Annotated in this window: 1 protein-coding gene; it reads left to right on the forward strand. The window is 50.8% G+C overall.

Annotated features, from left to right (window positions below):
* Window positions 1-137: 137 nt before the first annotated feature.
* Window positions 138-19304: a BapA/Bap/LapF family large adhesin gene (locus MHN00_RS01135; protein WP_239299919.1), complete on the forward strand. Its 19167-nt coding sequence runs from the start codon at window positions 138-140 to the stop codon at window positions 19302-19304.
* The last annotated feature ends 171 nt before the right edge of the window (window positions 19305-19475 follow it).

Consider the following 19475-nt stretch of genomic DNA (forward strand, 5'->3'; position numbering starts at 1 on the left):
AATTAATAAATTAGGGGGAACTACCTAGGCTTTATACCAAAGGATATGTGTCCCCCGTACCACGGTCCGGTAACGAGATAAAAAAGCCCTGCTACGCTTTTTGTATAGCGAGAAAATTTATCGATTGAGAGGGAATTATGGCTGAAGTAATCATTGCAGAAGTAAACGGCGAGGCTTCTTTAGTACGTGGTGAAACAGGTGAACAGGTCAATGTTACTGTCGGTATGACGGTGGCGGAAGGCGACGTATTAAACATATCACCTGATGGATTTGTTACCGTAAGTGTAGATGGAGAACTTCGCACACTTCCAGCTGGACAAAGTGTTACTTTCCCGCTGCAATTAGATTTCACCGAAAACAATTCTGACGATGAATTTGCTGTTTTTGATGAAAGTGTGGATGAGCTAACAGCATTACTTGACGGTGTTGACGGCGTAGATGGTAACAACCAAGAAGGTGACGCTGACTTTCTTGATGTACTTGCTGGTGATGGAGACATTTTAGAATCGTTAGAAGCAACCGCGGCGGGTCTAGATGGCGGCGCTGGTACTGACGGCGGTAGTAATTTTGTGCGCGTTGATCGCATAAATGAAGAAGTCGATCCAGTGGGTTTCCAGTTCGATCAAAGTGCAAATGGCAACGACGATGTTACGCCAGTTGAGTTTTCTGGAACAGGCGAGCAAGCACAAGACATTTCACTTACCCTAGATGCGATTGGCTTAACAAGCGACACCACGCCAACACTATCAGGCATTACTTCAGCAATTCCAGGCAGTACAGTTACACTAACCGTTATCGATAGTGAGGGAAACACTCAGGTTGTTACCGCCATAGTACAAGACGACGGTACGTTCAGTGTAGACGTACCAAATGCACTGGCTGATGGTGAGTTCACGGTAGATGCTACCGTATTAGAACCTACAGGTAATACTGCAGATAGTTCTACCACTGGTGAAATTGACGCTACCGCTCCAACTATTACTATTAATGCGCCGGGTTCTGATAACGACACCACGCCTACCCTTTCAGGTACAACCGATGCCACTCCTGGCAGCACAGTTACGCTAACCATTACCGACAGTGCAGGCAATACTCAAACCGTGACTGCCATTGTGCAGGCAGACGGCACCTACAGCGTTGATGTACCCACTGAATTAGCGGAAGGCGAATTTACCGTTAACGCCAGCGTGACCGATGAAGCAGGCAATACAGCAACTGCTGATACTACAGGGGAAATTGATACCACCGCCCCAACCATTACCATTAATGCGCCTGGTTCTGATAACGACACCACGCCTACCCTTTCAGGTACTACTGATGCCACTCCTGGCAGCACAGTTACGCTAACCATTACCGACAGTGCAGGCAATACGCAAACCGTGACAGCTATTGTGCAAGCGGACGGCACCTATAGTGTTGGTGTACCTGCCGAATTGGCCGAAGGTGAATTTACCGTTAACGCCAGCGTGACGGATGAAGCTGGCAATACAGCAACCGCTGATACTACAGGTGAAATTGATACCACCGCCCCAACGATTACCATTAATGCGCCGGGTTCAGATAACGACACCACGCCTACCCTGTCAGGTACCACTGATGCCACACCGGGTAGCACAGTTACGCTAACCCTTACCGATAGTGCGGGCAATACGCAAACCGTGACTACCATTGTGCAAGCAGACGGCACGTATAGCGTTGATGTACCTGCTGAATTAGCTGAAGGCGAATTTACCGTTAACGCCAGCGTGACGGATGAGGCTGGCAATACAGCAACCACAGACACCACGGGCGTAATTGATACCACTGCACCATCGATCACTATCGACACCATAGCGACTGGTAACGACACTACGCCAACCTTGTCAGGTACCACTGATGCTACACCGGGTAGCACAGTTACATTAACTATTACCGATAGTGCGGGCAACACGCAAACCGTGACTGCCACTGTGCAAGCAGACGGCACCTATAGCGTTGATATACCTGCTGAATTGGCCGAGGGTGAATTTACGGTTAACGCCAGCGTGACGGATGAGGCTGGCAATACAGCAACCACAGACACCACGGGCGTAATTGATACCACTGCACCGTCGATAACTATCGACACCATAGCGACAGGTAACGACACCACGCCGACCCTTTCAGGTACCACTGATACTACACCGGGTAGTACAGTTACATTAACTATCACCGATAGCGCGGGCAACACGCAAACTGTAACTGCCACTGTGCAAGCAGACGGCACCTATAGCGTCGATGTACCTGCTGAATTAGCTGAAGGTGAATTTACCGTTAACGCCAGCGTGACCGACGAAGCGGGCAACACAGCAACCACAGATACTGCCGGCGTGATTGATACTACCGTACCTTTAATTACTATCGACACCATAGCGACAGGTAACGACACCACGCCTACCCTTTCAGGTACTACCGATGCCGCGCCTGGCAGCACAGTTACGTTAACCATTACCGATAGCGCAGGCGTTACTCAAACCGTGACCGCCATTGTGCAGGCTGACGGCACTTACAGCGCTGACGTACCGTCTGAACTAGCTGAAGGCGAATTTACCGTTAACGCCACCGTGACTGATGAAGCAGGCAATACGGCCAATGCTGACGCTCAGGGTGCTATCGACGTGACGGCGCCAACCATCTCATTAAACGACCCAGGAATAAATGGCGATGCTACACCCACACTTTCGGGGTTAACGGATGCCGTGCCCGGAAGCACGATAACCCTTACCGTTACCGATAGTGCTGGCGTTACTCAAACCTTTACCACCACTGTGCTTGCCGATGGTACCTTTACCGTTGAAGTTCCAAATGCGGTGGCTGAGGGTACATACAGCGTAACTGCCGAGGTGACGGATGGTGCGGGTAACACAGCACAAGCAACAGCAAGCGGCGATTACGATTCTACAAGTCCTTCGACGACCGTAAATCAACCTGCGCCAACGAACGATACTACGCCAAACGTGTCTGGTGAAACCGATGCCCCTCCTGGCAGTGAAGTCGTCATTGTTGTTACAGATAGCGAGGGTAACGAACAAACAATCGTTACTACAGTGGGCGCTGACGGCACATTCAACGAAGATGTGCCAGCGGAACTTAGCGAAGGCGAGTACACGGTAGATGTTACTGTAACAACACCAGCAGGCAACAGTTCTACCACCACAGTGACTGGCGAAATTGACACCACGGCGCCGATAATCAGCCTTGATCCTATTGGCTCAACCAATGATGACACGCCAGTGATAAATGGCGACACCGACGCAGAACCGGGTGCAATTGTAACGCTAGAAATCGTACATTCAGATGGCACTACGCAAACCCTTACTGCAACAGTGCAAGAAGACGGTAGCTTCAGCGCTGAAGTCCCGCAAGCACTCGCAAACGGCGACTTCACGGTAACCGCTACTGTGTCTGATGTGGCGGGCAATACCGCTTCAACCTCCATCGATGCAGTTATTAATACCCAAGGCCCTAACGTTGTTATTGAAACCGGCTCTCCTACCAACGGTAGTGAAGGCATAGGGGGTTCATCAGACGCCCCTAATTCAGAAGTTGTGGTTGTTATCACCGATAGCGACGGCAACAGCCAGACAATAACGGGGACAACCGATGAGAATGGCAACTTCAATGTTGCATTCCCTCCTGGCTCTGAAGAAGGCGAATACGAGATTGAAGTGACGGTGACAGACGAAAATGGCAATAGCTCTACCGCCACGGCCACTACTGTACTTGATACCACCCCACCGATTGTGAACATCGACCCGCAAACGGATACTAACGACACAACACCGACTATCTCAGGTAATACAGATTTGCCCGCGGGCAGCGAGGTCGTTATTACCGTCACCGATAGTCAGGGTAATACACAAACTGTTACCGCCGTTGTTGATGAAAATGGTAATTTCAGCGCCGATGTCGAAGAAGCGCTAGCACAAGGCAACTATGAGGTTTCTGTCGAAGCAACTGATGCAGCGGGTAATACAACTACCGCTGTCGACAACAGTGGCAACATAGACACTACCGCACCAGCGCTTTCTTTAGACTCGCAAACTGACGGTAGCGACACCACGCCAACGATTTCAGGCTCTACCGATTTACCACCTGGTTCAACAGTAACTATTGTGGTGACCGACAGCGCGGGCAACACACAAACTATCGATGCCGTCGTTGATGAGAACGGTGATTTTAGCGTCGACGTGCAAACGCCGCTGACTGAGGGTGAATATACCGTAGAGGCCAGTGCAACAGACGAGGCCGGCAATACAACGACTGTTACTGAAAATGGCGGCAACATTGATACGCAAGCCCCCACCATTTCACTAGAGCCACTTGGCACAGGTAACGACACGACACCGTCAATTAGCGGTTCTACAAACTTGGAAGCGGGCAGCACGGTTACACTTACCGTTACCGATAGTGCTGGAAACAGCCAAACCTTTACTGCCACAGTAGACGCGAACGGCGAATTTAGCGCAGACGTGCCTGCTGAACTCGCTAACGGCGACTACACTGTTGAAGCAACAGCCACCGATGCTGCGGGAAATAGTGCTTCAACGTCACAAACTGGCACAGTGGACAGCAATGCGCCAAGCTTAACCCTTGACCCACTGGGTGATGACAACGACACCACGCCTACTATCTCAGGTACTACCGATTTACCCGCTGGCAGCACTGTTACACTGTCTGTTACCGATGCGCTTGGCAATACGCAAACATTTACGGCAACGGTAGATGGTTCTGGTAATTTCAGTGCTGATGTGCCCAATCCATTAGCTGAAGGTGAATATAGCGTAACGGCTACAGCGACCGATGCGAACGGCAATACTGCAACGGCAACGGAAACTGGCGGTAATATCGATATTACATCGCCGCTGGTTAACTTGGATGCTCAAGGCAGTACCAATGATACTACGCCAACCATCTCAGGTAACACAGACCAGGCACCGGGTAGCAGTGTATCAATCACTGTTACAGACAGTGCAGGAAATACGCAAACCTTTGACGCTGTTGTCCAAAATGACGGTACCTTCTCTGTTGATGTGCCGGCAGAGCTTGCCGACGGCAACTTTACCGTTACCGCCACTGTCACTGACGATGCGGGTAATCAAGACTCTGCAACCACACAGGGCAATATTGATACCGCAGCACCAACGCTTTCGCTCGACCCACAAGACATTGGCAACGACACCACGCCACTTATTAGTGGCACAACAGATTTACCACAAGGTAGCACGGTAACACTGGTGGTCACCGATAGCTTAGGTAACCAGCAAACTATTGAAGCCGTTGTTGATGAAAACGGAGGCTTTAGCGCAGAAGTACCTAGCGCATTAGCAGAAGGTAACTACTCCGTTACAGCAACCGCTGTCGATGAAAATGGTAATACCGCTAGCGTGACAGAAAACGGCGGCATTGTAGATACGACTGCGCCATCGCTATCTTTAAATCCAGTGGGGTCTGGCAACGATCCCACACCAACTTTATCGGGCAGCACCGATCTGCCTGAAGGAAGTGTTGTCTCGCTAACAGTCGTAGATAGCGCAGGTAACACGCAAACCATCAACACCTTAGTCGATGCTAACGGTAATTTCTCTGTCGACGTACCGCAAGAACTGGCTGACGGAGACTATACGGTTACCGCCACGGCAGAAGACGAAGCAGGCAATGACGTTACAGACAACGCAACGGGTAACATTAATACTAATGCACCCACGTTAGTGCTAGATGGGCAAGGCGAGACGAATGACAGCACGCCCGTTATTTCAGGTACCACCAGCTTACCTGAAGGAAGTACGGTTGCCTTAACCTTAACGGATAGCGCAGGTAACACGCAAACGATTACCGCGACTGTAGGCACAGGCGGAACATTTAGTGCAGATGTTACCACTCCACTCGCTGATGGCGCTTACACCGTAACCGCCAGCGCAACTGACGGCGATGGCAATACGACAACAGTAACCGACAATGGCGGCGTTGTAGATACCACCGCGCCTACGCTTACCCTAGAAAACCCTGGCAGCACGGGTGACACCACACCTACGCTTTCAGGCACCACTGACCTTCCTGAAGGAAGCACGGTAACGCTTGTCGTTACAGATAGCGCTGGAAACACGCAAACTATCAATGCCTTGGTCGATGCAAATGGTAGCTTCAGTGTAGATGTGCCAAACGCACTAGCTGACGGCGACTTTACTGTGACTGCCACTGCAACCGACAGTGCAGGCAATACCGCGAATGCCAATACAACAGGTAATGTAGATAGCGAAGCGCCGCTGTTAACCCTTGATACACAAGGCGCTACCAGCGATGTTACCCCAACTATCACAGGTACTACCGACGTGGCACCTGGCACACTGGTTACCATTACTGTGGTAGATGCCAATGGTAACTCGCAAAGTTTCCAAGCAGCCGTGCAAGCAGACGGTACATTCAGTGCCGATGTGCCTAGCGCTCTGGCTGAAGGCGACTTTACCGTTACGGCAACAGTAAGCGATGCACAAGGCAACACCGCGACGGCAAACGAAACAAATGGAAGTATTGATACACAAGCGCCTATTGTTACCGTTAACCCGTTAGATTCAGGTAATGACACTACGCCGGTTATTTCAGGTAATACAGATTTACCTGAAGGCTCTGTCGTTGTGATCACCGTAACTGACAGCAATGGCGACACGCAAATCATTAACGCATTGGTTGATGCTGACGGCAACTTTGCAACAGAGGTATTGTCTCCACTGCCTGAAGGAGATTACAGCGTCGAAGTTACTGCAACAGATGATGCAGGTAATTCAACAACCGTAACTGAGGACGGTGGCAATATTGACACCACCGCCCCTGTACTTACGCTAAATCCGCAGGGCACAGGCAACGATGAAACGCCTAACATATCGGGCAGCACTGATTTAGCACCGGGAAGCACGGTAACGTTAACCGTCACAGATAGCGCAGGCAATACACAAACTTTTGACGCCATTGTGGACGCGAATGGTGACTTCAGCGCAGATGTTCCAAACGCTATACCGGATGGTAGCTACACGGTAACAGCAAGTGCCTCAGACGATGCAGGAAATACAACCACCACCTCTGATACCGGTACGTTAGATACCAGTGCCCCTGCGCTGACACTAGATGCGCAAGTTACGGTTAGCGATACTACACCAACCATTTCGGGTACGACTGACCTACCCGCGGGTTCAACAGTGACGCTTTTTGTCACTGACAGTGCAGGCAACACCCAAACCTTTACTGCACTTGTTGATGCGAGCGGTAACTTTAGTGCTGATGTCCCCGCGCCTCTTGCCGAAGGTGATTACTCAGTAACCGCTACCGCTACAGACAGCAACGGAAATAGTGCCTCTGTCACCGACAATAACGGTATCGTCGATACTGTCGCCCCCGTTATTTCACTAGATGCGCTGGGTTCAAATAACGATACTACGCCTACCATTTCAGGCACTACGGACTTAGCAGCAGGTGAGAGCGTAACGCTGTCGATCACCGACAACGCTGGCAATACCCAAACTGTCACCGCAACTGTTGACGCAAACGGCAACTTTACTGTGGATGTGCCAGCCGCACTGGCCGAAGGTGACTATACGGTTACTGCAACGGCCACCGACGATGCTGGCAACAGTGCGTCAGCCAATGCAACAGGTACCATAGACACCACAGCGCCTACCCTAACCTTAGACCCTCAAGGATTAGGCAACGACACAACGCCAACCATTTCGGGAAGTACAGATCTAGCCGAAGGTAGCGTGGTTTCCTTGGTTATTACAGACAGTACTGGCAACATTCAAACGGTTACAGCAACAGTTGATGCTGCAGGAAACTTTACGGTTGATGTACCCAGTGCCCTTGCTGAAGGCTCGTACAGTGTTGAAGCTACTGCCACTGATGAAGCAGGCAACAGCACGTCGGTTCTCGATAATTCAGGTGTTATCGACATCACGCCACCTGAGCTAAACCTTGACGAATTAACGCCAGAGAATAACGCTACGCCAACTATTTCTGGCACCACAAACCTTCCAGCTGGCGCCATTGTTACATTAACGGTGGTCGACAGTGCGGGTAATACGCAAACCTTTGCCGCTACGGTACAAACCAACGGCAGTTTTTCAGCCAACGTACCTTCACCACTAGCTGAAGGTGACTATACGGTTACCGCAACGGCTCAAGACGCAGCAGGTAACCAAGGTTCTGATTCTGAAACGGGTGGCAGCGTAGATACCACAGCACCTGTTATCATTTTGGATCCGCTTGGTACAGGTAACGATAACACTCCTACCATTAGCGGAAATACCGACCTGGCCGCGGGAAGCACAGTAACGATTACAGTAACTGACAGCGTTGGCACTGTGCAGACATTTACTGCAACTGTTGATGGTAACGGCGACTTCAGTGCAGATGTGCCTAATCCTATGGCTGACGGAAACTTCGACGTTACTGCAACGGCCACTGATGCTGCTGGCAATACTGCTACAGATACAGTGAGCGGCGACATAAACTCTGCCGCGCCTACCCTATCCCTTGATCCTCTTGGTTCGGGCAACGACACGACGCCGACCATTTCAGGTAATACCGACGTAGCGCCAGGTAGCACTGTAACGCTGACTGTGACTGACAGTGCTGGAAACACACAGACATTCAGTGCCATAGTTCAAGGTGATGGAAGCTTTACGGCTGATGTTCCTGCAAGCTTACCTGAAGGTGACTATTCTGTTACTGCCACCGCCACAGACGGCGCTGGTAACAGTGCATCGGTAACCGAAAATGGCGGTAACATCGATACCACAGCCCCGTCGATAACCATCGATACACAGGGGCTTGGCAATGATGCAACGCCGTCTATCTCTGGCACCACAGACCTCAATGCTGGCGACACGGTTAGCATAAGCGTGACAGACAACGCTGGAAATACCCAAACATTCACAGCAACCGTTCAAAACGATGGCACTTACAGTGCTGATGTTCCTGCCGATTTAGCTGAAGGCAGTTTCAGTGTGACTGTCACTGCGACTGACGATGCGGGTAATTCAACAACCGCAATAGATAATAACGGTGTCATAGATACAGCAGCCCCCACCATAACGTTAGACGCACAAGGCCTAACCAACGACGCTACACCGACTATATCGGGAACCACCGACTTGGCTGCGGGCAACACGGTAAGCATTAGCGTGACTGACAACCAGGGCAATACGCAAACCTTCACAGCCACCGTTCAAGCGAACGGCAGCTTTAGCGCTGATGTGCCGGTTGACCTTGCAGAAGGCGATTACACCGTAGAGGTGACGGCGACTGATGATGCAGGTAATCAAAACACAGCGGTTGATAACAACGGTACAGTTGACACCACCCCACCTGTTATCAACTTAGATCCAGTGGCCAGCGGCAATGACGCAACGCCAGTATTAAGCGGTACTACCGACTTGCCAGAGGGAGCAACAATTACACTGGTTGTCACCGATGCAGGCGGTAATGTACAGAACCTTACTGCTACGGTAAACGCGGATGGCACTTTCTCAGTTGAAGTACCCAGCGCACTTGTTGATGGCGATTACGATGTAACAGTAAGTGCGAGCGATGCTGCGGGCAATAGCACGACAGTGACGGATAGCGGCAATATTAATGCAAGCGCCCCGGACATTACGCTAGATGCCCTTGGCCAGACAAACGATGCTACGCCTCTTATTTCAGGCACAACTAACGCGCCAGTTGGTGCTACCGTCACTTTAACAGTGACAGATAGTGCTGGAGCAGTTCAAATCTTTACCGCAACAGTACAAGGAGATGGCACCTTCAGCGCTAGCGTACCGTCAGACCTGGCCGAAGGTAGTTACACAGTTGTCGCAGAAGTAACTGACGGCGCCGGAAATACCGGTTCTGACTCTGAAACTGGCGGTGTGGTAGATACCACATCACCGGCTATTGATGTGGCAGAGCAAGGCATTGGCAATGATGCAACACCAACCATTAGCGGCACAACAGACCAGCCAGCCGGAAGCACGGTTTCAATTACCGTCACCGATAACGCTGGTAATATACAAACCTTATCAGCAACCGTACAAAGCGACGGCTCTTTTAGCGTAGACGTACCCACCACTTTGGCTGAGGGTAGCTACACAGTTCAGGCAACGGTCGTTGATGAAGCTGGCAATACAGCGTCCGACGCTGAAACCGGCCTAATCGACACAATTTCACCTGTTATTACGCTGGACGAGCCAGGTACAGTTAGCGACTCAACCCCAACCATAAGCGGTACTGTAGATTTACCGCAAGGTTCTACAGTGCAAATAACGGTTGTTGATAGTGCGGGTAATACACAGGTGTTCTCTGCATTGGTTGGCGCGGGCGGCGTATTCTCTGCCGATGTACCAGCGGCGATGGCTGAAGGAAACTTCACTGTTTCAGCAACCGCCACCGATGAAGCAAACAACAGTACAACCGATAACGAAGCAGGCGTAGTTGATACTCTAGTACCTACACTTACTATAGATGTTGCCGATACCACTAACGACGCGACGCCACTCATTACCGGTACAACCGATGAACCTGCGGGCGCTGTGGTCACTATTTTGGTAACGGATAGCGCTGGTGCGACCCAGACCTTAAGCGCAGTGGTACAGGCCGATGGTTCTTTCTCTATCTCCCCAGGTACGGATTTAGCTGAAGGCGACTTCACGGTAAGCGCTACCATCAGTGATGAGGCAGGTAATACAGCAACAGCCAGTGATGCTGGAAGTATAGATACTACAGCACCATCACTAACCTTAACGCCACTTGAGGAAGGCAATGACACAACGCCTACCCTATCTGGTAGCACAAACCTTGCGCAGGGTAGTGAAGTTACGCTTGTGGTAACTGACAGCGCCGGAAATGTTCAAACCCTCACAGCTACGGTTGATGTAAATGGAAACTTTACAGTGGATGTGCCTGCGCCTTTGGCAGAAGGTGCATACAGTGTTGAAGCCACGGCAAGTGATGAAGCGGGTAATAGCACTACCGTCGTAGACAATACAGGCGTTATTGATACGACAGCCCCTACTCTATCGTTAGATACACTAGCCCCAGACAGTGACACAACGCCTACAATATCAGGGAATACTGACCTGCCTGCAGGTGCTACGGTAACGATTACTGTGACGGATAATGCAGGTGTAAGCCAAACCTTCGATGCAACCGTTCAGGGAGACGGCAGTTTCTCGGTCGATGTGCCAAGCCCTATGGCTGAAGGAGGGTATACCGTTACCGCCGTTGCCCAAGACCCTGCAGGTAATGAGACAACTGCCACTGAAACAAACGGTAGCGTAGACACTACCGCGCCGACGATCAATTTAGATGCACAAGGCACAGGTAACGATACCACGCCAACGATCACGGGTAGCACCGATTTAAGCCCAGGTAGTTCAGTGACCATAACCGTCACCGACAGCGCGGGAGCTGAACAGACATTTACGGCTATTGTCGATAGCGTTGGTAATTTCAGCGCCGACGTGCCCAATGCAATGGCAGACGGAAACTTCGATGTTACTGCTACCGCCACTGATGCCGCTGGAAACTCGGCGTCTGATACTACCAGCGGCAATATCAATACAGCCGTGCCAAACTTAACCTTGGACGCGCTTGGTACAGGAAACGACACCACACCGACCATTTCCGGTACTACAGATATTGCGCCAGGCAGCACCGTATCCATTAGCGTTACCGATAGTGCAGGAAACACCCAAACATTTGGCGCCATTGTTCAAGCTAATGGCACCTTCTCTGTAGATGTGCCAGCAGCTTTATCTGAAGGTAACTATTCAGTCACCGCAAGTGCAACAGATGGCGCGGGTAATACGGCAACCGCAAACGAAAATGGCGGTGTTATCGATACTACTGCGCCAGCTGCGCCTACTGTTGATGCAGGCAACGGTACCGAAATTACCGGCACAGCCGAAGCAGGCGCTGTCGTAAACGTAGACGTTGACGGTGATGACACACCTGATTTCACAGTGATTGCTGATGGCGATGGTAACTGGTCAGTAACACCCACAACACCGCTAGCGGATGGCGTGGTTGTCACGGCAACAGCAACCGATGAAGCTGGCAATACGAGTAGCCCGGCTTCTGATACGGTAGACGCTGTTGCGCCAATCGTTGCCTTTGACGACCTAACGACTAATGACACCACGCCTGCACTTACCGGTTCGGTGGACGACCCAACCGCCATTGTGGTCGTTACCATTAACGGTACAGACTATACCGCTACAAACAATGGTGATGGCAGCTGGACTCTGGCTGACGATATCGTTGCCGCGCTGGCTGAAGGTAGCTATACCGCTACGGTTACTGCCACTGATGCCGATGGTAACACCGGAACTAACTCTGGCACTGTGGTGATTGATATCACTGCACCAGCAGCGCCTACCGTCGATGCAGACAACGGCACTGAAATTACGGGTACCGCTGAAGCAGGCGCCACCGTGAATGTGGACGTAGATGGCGACGGCACGCCAGACTTCACCGTCATTGCTGATGGCGATGGAAATTGGTCAGTAACACCCACTACACCGCTGGCCGATGGCGTGGTTGTTACGGCAACAGCGGTTGATGAAGCTGGCAATGTCAGTGCACCAGCGTCAGATACAGTAGATGCTGTTGCGCCAGTCGTCACGATTGATGACTTAACCACTAATGACGCCACACCAGAGCTAACCGGAACGGTTGACGATCCAAACGCTATCGTAGTAGTGACCATTGATGGTGTGGACTACACCGCAACTAACAATGGGGATGGAAGCTGGACGCTGGCTGACGATGCAGTGGCTACACTTGCAGATGGTAGCTATACCGCTACCGTTACTGCCACGGATGCCGATGGCAATGTGGGTTCAAATTCAGGAACCGTAGTGATTGATACTACACCACCTGCCATACCTACTGTGGATGCGGGCAACGGCACTGAAATTACCGGTACCGCTGAAGCTGGCGCAACCGTAAATGTAGACGTGGATGGCGACGGCACGCCCGATTTCACCGTCATCGCTGATGGCGACGGTAATTGGAGCATTACGCCTGATACACCGCTTGCCGATGGCGTAATTGTGACCGTAACGGCAACTGACGCAGCGGGTAACATTAGCAACCCAGCCTCAGACACGGTTGACGCGGCTGCGCCAGTGGTTGCCTTTAACGATTTAACAACGAACGATACAACGCCGGCACTTACTGGTTCGGTTGACGACCCAACAGCCACGGTGGTTGTTACCATCAATGGAGCCGACTATACCGCCACCAATAACGGTGATGGCACGTGGACACTGGCTGACGATGCGGTGGCGGCACTTGCTGAAGGTAGCTATACCGCAACGGTTACTGCAACCGACCCAGTAGGTAATGTGGGTACGAATACTGGTAAAGTGGTTATTGATACCACAGCACCAACGGCGCCTACCGTTGAAGCGGGCAACGGCACTGAAATTACCGGCACAGCCGAAGCGGGCGCAACGGTAAATGTGGATGTAGACGGAGACGGCACGCCAGATTTCACCGTGATCGCTGATGGCGACGGCAATTGGAGCGTAACGCCAGATACACCATTAGCAGATGGAGTTGTAGTAACGGCAACGGCTACTGATGAAGCGGGCAACACCAGTGGGCCGGTATCTGACACGGTAGACGCCGTGGCACCTGTCGTAACCATCAATGATGTAACGACCAACGACACTACGCCTGCGCTAACGGGTACGGTTGATGACCCAACGGCTACTGTAGTAGTCACCATTGACGGCAACGACTATACCGCTACCAATAATGGTGACGGTACGTGGACGCTGGCTGATGACGTAGTCGCTACACTCGCTGAAGGTAGTTACCCAACATCTGTTACTGCAACTGACAATGCGGGTAATACCGATACCGACACTGGTACTGTAGTAATTGATACCACTGCGCCTACGGTTGCAATAAACGATCTTACTACCAATGACACCACGCCTGAGCTTACCGGTACGGTGAACGATCCGAATGCAGTTGTGGTGGTGACCATTGACGGCAATGATTACACCGCTACCAACAATGGTGATGGCACCTGGACGTTAGCTGATAACGTAGTCGCTACGCTTGCTGAAGGTAGCTATCCAACATCTGTTACTGCAACAGACGCCGCGGGCAACACTGTCACCAATACAGGAACAGTGGTAATTGATACTACCGCACCTACCGTTGCAATAAACGATCTAACCACCAACGACACCACGCCTGAGCTTACCGGTACGGTGAACGACCCGAATGCGGTTGTGGTGGTGACCATTGACGGTAATGATTACACCGCTACCAACAATGGTGATGGCACCTGGACATTGGCTGACAATGCAGTTGCTGCGCTAGCAGAAGGCAGTTACCCAACATCTGTTACTGCAACGGACGCCGCGGGTAATACTGTCACCAACACAGGTACAGTGATAATTGATACCACCGCGCCTACCGTTGCAATAAACGATCTAACCACCAACGACACCACGCCTGAGCTAACTGGTACGGTGAACGACCCCAATACGGTTGTGGTGGTGACCATTGACGGCAACGACTATACCGCTACCAATAACGGTGACGGCACATGGACACTGGCTGATAACGCAGTTGCTACGCTAGCAGAAGGCAGCTACCCAACATCGGTAAGCGCAACAGACGCCGCGGGTAATACTGTTACCAATACAGGTACGGTAATAATTGATGTCACCGCGCCTACGGTTGCAATAAACGATCTAACCACCAACGACACCACGCCAGAGCTTACCGGTACGGTGAACGACCCGAATGCGGTTGTGGTGGTGACCATAAACGGCAACGACTATACCGCTACCAATAACGGTGACGGCACATGGACACTGGCTGATAACGTAGTCGCCACACTCGCTGAAGGCAGCTACCCGACTTCGGTAAGCGCGACAGACGCTGCGGGCAACACGGTGACCAGCACAGGTACAGTGGTTATTGATACCACCGCGCCTACGGTTGCAATAAACGATCTGACCACCAACGACACCACGCCTGAGCTTACCGGTACGGTGAACGACCCCAATGCGGTTGTGGTGGTGACCATTGACGGCAACGATTACACCGCTACCAACAATGGTGACGGCACGTGGACACTGGCTGATAATATCGTCGCTCTGCTTGCGGAAGGCAATTACACGGCTGTGGTTACCGCCACAGATGCGGTAGGCAATCTTGCTACTGACACAGGTACCGTTGTTATCGATACCAGTATTGATGAAAACAATAACGGTCAGACAGTAACGTTCGACAGTATCTCAAACGACTCAGGGGTGGCTGGAGACTTTATTACTAGCGATAGCACGCTAATCTTTAATGGAACGGTTGACCTTGGTGACAATACTACCCTAACCGTTACCGTTGATGGCACGTCCTATACCTTTGGCACTGACCCTGAACTTACCATTGATGGCAGCGGTAATTGGAGCCTTGATTTAACAGGCACAACGCTACCAGCAGGTACCTACGCGGTGGTGGCAACAGTCACCGACGAAGCAGGTAACTCGGCAAGCACAGCAAGTCAGAATGTTGTCGTACAGGCTCTCGATGCTATAAACGACGGTAACACCGTTGATATGGGCGAACCTGTGGTTACTGTAAATCCACCGGAAACCACCAGCGACGTGCAGGTGATTGGCTTAGCAGAATCTACAGGTGGCGTGGATGCAAGCGCCTCCTTTACGGTATCACCTGATAATGTGGGTGAAGTGCTCATAGAAGTCGAACAAGTTGCACTTGTTGCTGTTGCCGATGCCTACATAGTCGAGGTATACGACGAAAGTGGCCAGCTGGTCTATCAAGGAGTCAGCGCTGACTCGCAACTTACGGACGTTGGCGGACTTGAGGTATTCAATGTCTCAGGGGATGAAACCATCTCCTTCTCGCTAGCAGGTCTAGCTGCAGGCACTTATAGCGTGGTTGTTCGCAACGATGAAAACTTACTCGAAGACTTGTTAGACAACGACAACAGCAACGATATTGACCTTGATGAACTAGGCACAGCGGGTGTGGTCCTCGGGCCTGAAAACCAGGATGTCGTGCTTAATACGGTCGAAACAACGTTGAACGGCGGTATTCTAGGCATTCCGCTAGGCACTGTAGGCACCCAGGTAAGAGGTATTTTAGAAACAGTTCTAGACACCACTACTGTAATCGGTGCAGGAGACCTCGTAGGAGCGATCACGGGTCCACTCACAGATCTTGGATTGTTAGGTTTCTTAGACGATATCGCTGCTGTTCTTGCCGACGTGTTACTCAGCAATACGTTAACCGTTTTGCAAGACACTGATATCACCACCACATTGACGGAATACACCTACACAGGTGATTTAGTGGCGCAAGGTAACCTAATTGACGGTGATTTAAGTGGCGTGGGTGCGGATACCATTTTAGACGGCGCTCAAGTGACGCTGGTTACTAACGCATCAGGCGACAGTGTTGTGGTTCCTGCCACAGGCACGGTTACTATCCAAGGTAACTATGGCGTGCTTGAAATTGCCGCAGATGGTACTTACACCTATACCGCCGATGGTGACCGCAGTGCTATTGGACAAGATGAAGTATTTAACTACACCTTGTCAGATGGTGAAACCTCTGATATTGCGGCGCTCACCATTACTATTTCGGGAAGTGACTTCCCGCCAGTTGTCGCACAAAACGACAGTAATGATATGGAGCTCGGTGCGCAAACTGCTATCGTTAATGCCCCTGTCACCGACAGTGATTTACAGGTCATTGGTTTAGCAGAAGGATCGCCTGCTGCGGGCTCCCCAACTGCAAGTACCACGCTTACGGTTGACCCTGGGTTCTTCGGTGAAATAGTGGTTGAAGTTAGCCAAGAGGCTCTCGTTGCCGTTGCCGATGCCTACATTATTGAAATTGTGGATTCTAGTGGCAATGTAGTCGCTACAGCTATGACTCCTGATAACCCGTTAATTGGAGATGTCGCAGGCGTTAATCTTCTGGGGTTAACAGGTGACAATACGCTGGTTGCTAAATTCTCGGGACTACCCGCTGGAGACTATACGGTTGTTGTGCGCAATGACGAGAGCGCTTTAGAAACCTTGTTTGACCAAAACAGCGACGGCTCAATTACGTTGACGGAGTTAGGTAGCGGTGGCGTTGCTCTTGGTGAAGAGAATCAGGATGCAGTCTTAACTGCTGTAGAAGACGCATTGAACGGCACTAATGCCAGTGTTCTGAACAGTCTTGGACTAGGAACTATAGTACGGGCACTCATACTTGAACCTGCTCTTAGCACGGCTGATTCAATTGGCGCAGCGGATTTAGTTAGCAGAATCACTACGGGTCTTAACGAGTTAGGTCTAAGTTTGCTGGTCGACGTAGCGCTCGATGCCGTCGCCGAGGCACTACTTAGCAACACGCTCACCTTACTGCAACAAACTGATGTGACTTCAACGTTAACCGAGTATGCGTTTGCGGGCAGCATTACCACATCAGGTAATGTTATCGATGCCGCTAGCTCAGGCGACGTTAGTGACAGTATTGCCGAAGGAGGCGTTGTTACTCAAGTTACTCATACCAATGGAGAGTCAGTGACTGTATTGGGTACTGGTTTATCTGGCATTACCATTGAAGGTGATTATGGCGATTTAACTATATTTGAAGACGGCAGCTACACCTATGTAGCCAACGGCGTGCGTGATGGCTTAGGCAGTACGGATAGTTTCAGCTATACCATTTCAGATGGAACCAATACGTCTACTGCAAACTTGAACTTCAATCTATCAGGGCAAGGCGTATCCGCAGACTCGGCACATGCTGAATTGACCTACGACTTTGTTTCGGAAACGGGCCCTAGTGACCTAGATGCACTTTCTCATGGCTATTTATTGGGGCTAGGGGGCAGCTTTAGCGATACCAGCAGTACATTTGCCGTTGCAACAAATACAACTCAAGATATTACGTTAAACGTTGATAACGGCAGCCTACTGTCACTGGTTTCAAGCCTTACTGTTACCGTAGAAAAGTTCGAAAACGGCGCGTGGGAAGCGTACAGGGTTTTCCCTAATGGCGAGTTGATTAGCTTATTAGGCATTGATGGCGATACCGTGCTTACCGTCAACGGATTAACTGAAGGTTTGTACCGTCTGTCGATGAGCGGTACAACTGGCGTTGGCGTAGCCGGAAGTATTAGTGTAGACCTGTCTTCTACCATCAACTATCTTGACCAGTTTGAAGTTAGCGGCGTACAAACCGCCACCGGCAATCTGTTCGAAAACGATATACTGTTTGGCCCAACATACGACGTAACCGTTTCTACTGATGGAACAACCTTCCAAGATGCGACTGGCGGCATTACGTTAGTGGGTGATTACGGTACGCTGCAAATTGATGAAACTGGCGCATACACTTATACCCCGGACAACACGCAAACCGTATTTGGTGGGACCTTAACGGATACTTTTACTTACCGTATCGAATATCCAGACGGCACTATCGAACAGGCAGAATTTAACGTGTTTGTAACGGCATCTGGTGAAGGTGTACCTGAAGTGGTAGTGAGCAGTTCATCTGAGTCTGTAAGTGCATCAGATAGCAGCGGCACCGTGGTTACTGACGAGCCTACAGCACCTGACGTCATTGACCTAACAGGGCAAACGCTTCAAACAGTCGATCTAAACGCTGAAACTAGACTGATAACACCAGAAAACGAGCCTACTGCACCGCTTATGAGCGAGCCTTCATCGATAACGGAGCCAGTAGAGAGTACACCAGATATCATTACGCTACCTGAAGACGAGGTAAGCACACTTGGTACCACTGTGGGCGATGGTTTCGGTGGAGGAGATACTATCGACCTGTCTGGCACTAAGCTTGATACGGTTGATATTGGCGGTCCTGTGCCCACCGCGCCGGACGAGGGTACAAGCCCGCTTTCGCCTGAGCTTTCTACACCAGAAAGTACAGCGCCAGAACCTATCACCTCTGGAACAGTACCAGAAGACACAATCACCCTTCCTGAAGAAGGCGATATTGTTACTACTGGGCCTGTTACTGAAGTGACTGTTGATGTTGTGGACATTGACCTTCCTCCGGAAGATTTGATTCTTCCTTCAACAGAGCCTACTTCGACTGATTCAGGTTCTGAGAGCGTTTCAACGACAAGTTCAAGCGACTCAGCAGTTGAAACAACTAAAGAAAGCGGAAGTGACGTGGGCGCGACATCTCCTACCGAGTCAGAGGTACTGAAAACGGCGATTGATAAACTTCCACCTACGGATATTTAAAAATACGCTGACCATAGCCAAAGCCCTCGTATCTACGAGGGTTTTTTATATGCATTAGAAAACCAGGCCATGGGCACATTACTTTCACGTCAATGACAGAGACATTCTTCTCATAGCGCTGCACCTCGTTGACAAAGGGTTTCGTATTTTCCCGAACTACGTATAATAAAA

Source organism: Alteromonas sp. Cnat2-8 (assembly GCF_022348355.1).
In the GTDB taxonomy this organism is placed as follows: Bacteria; Pseudomonadota; Gammaproteobacteria; order Enterobacterales; family Alteromonadaceae; genus Alteromonas; species Alteromonas macleodii.

What these genes read in the sequence shown, in the direction of transcription:
- MHN00_RS01135 (WP_239299919.1), top strand. Translation starts at nt 138, where the DNA reads ATGGCTGAAGTAATCATTGCAGAAGTAAACGGCGAGGCTTCTTTAGTA.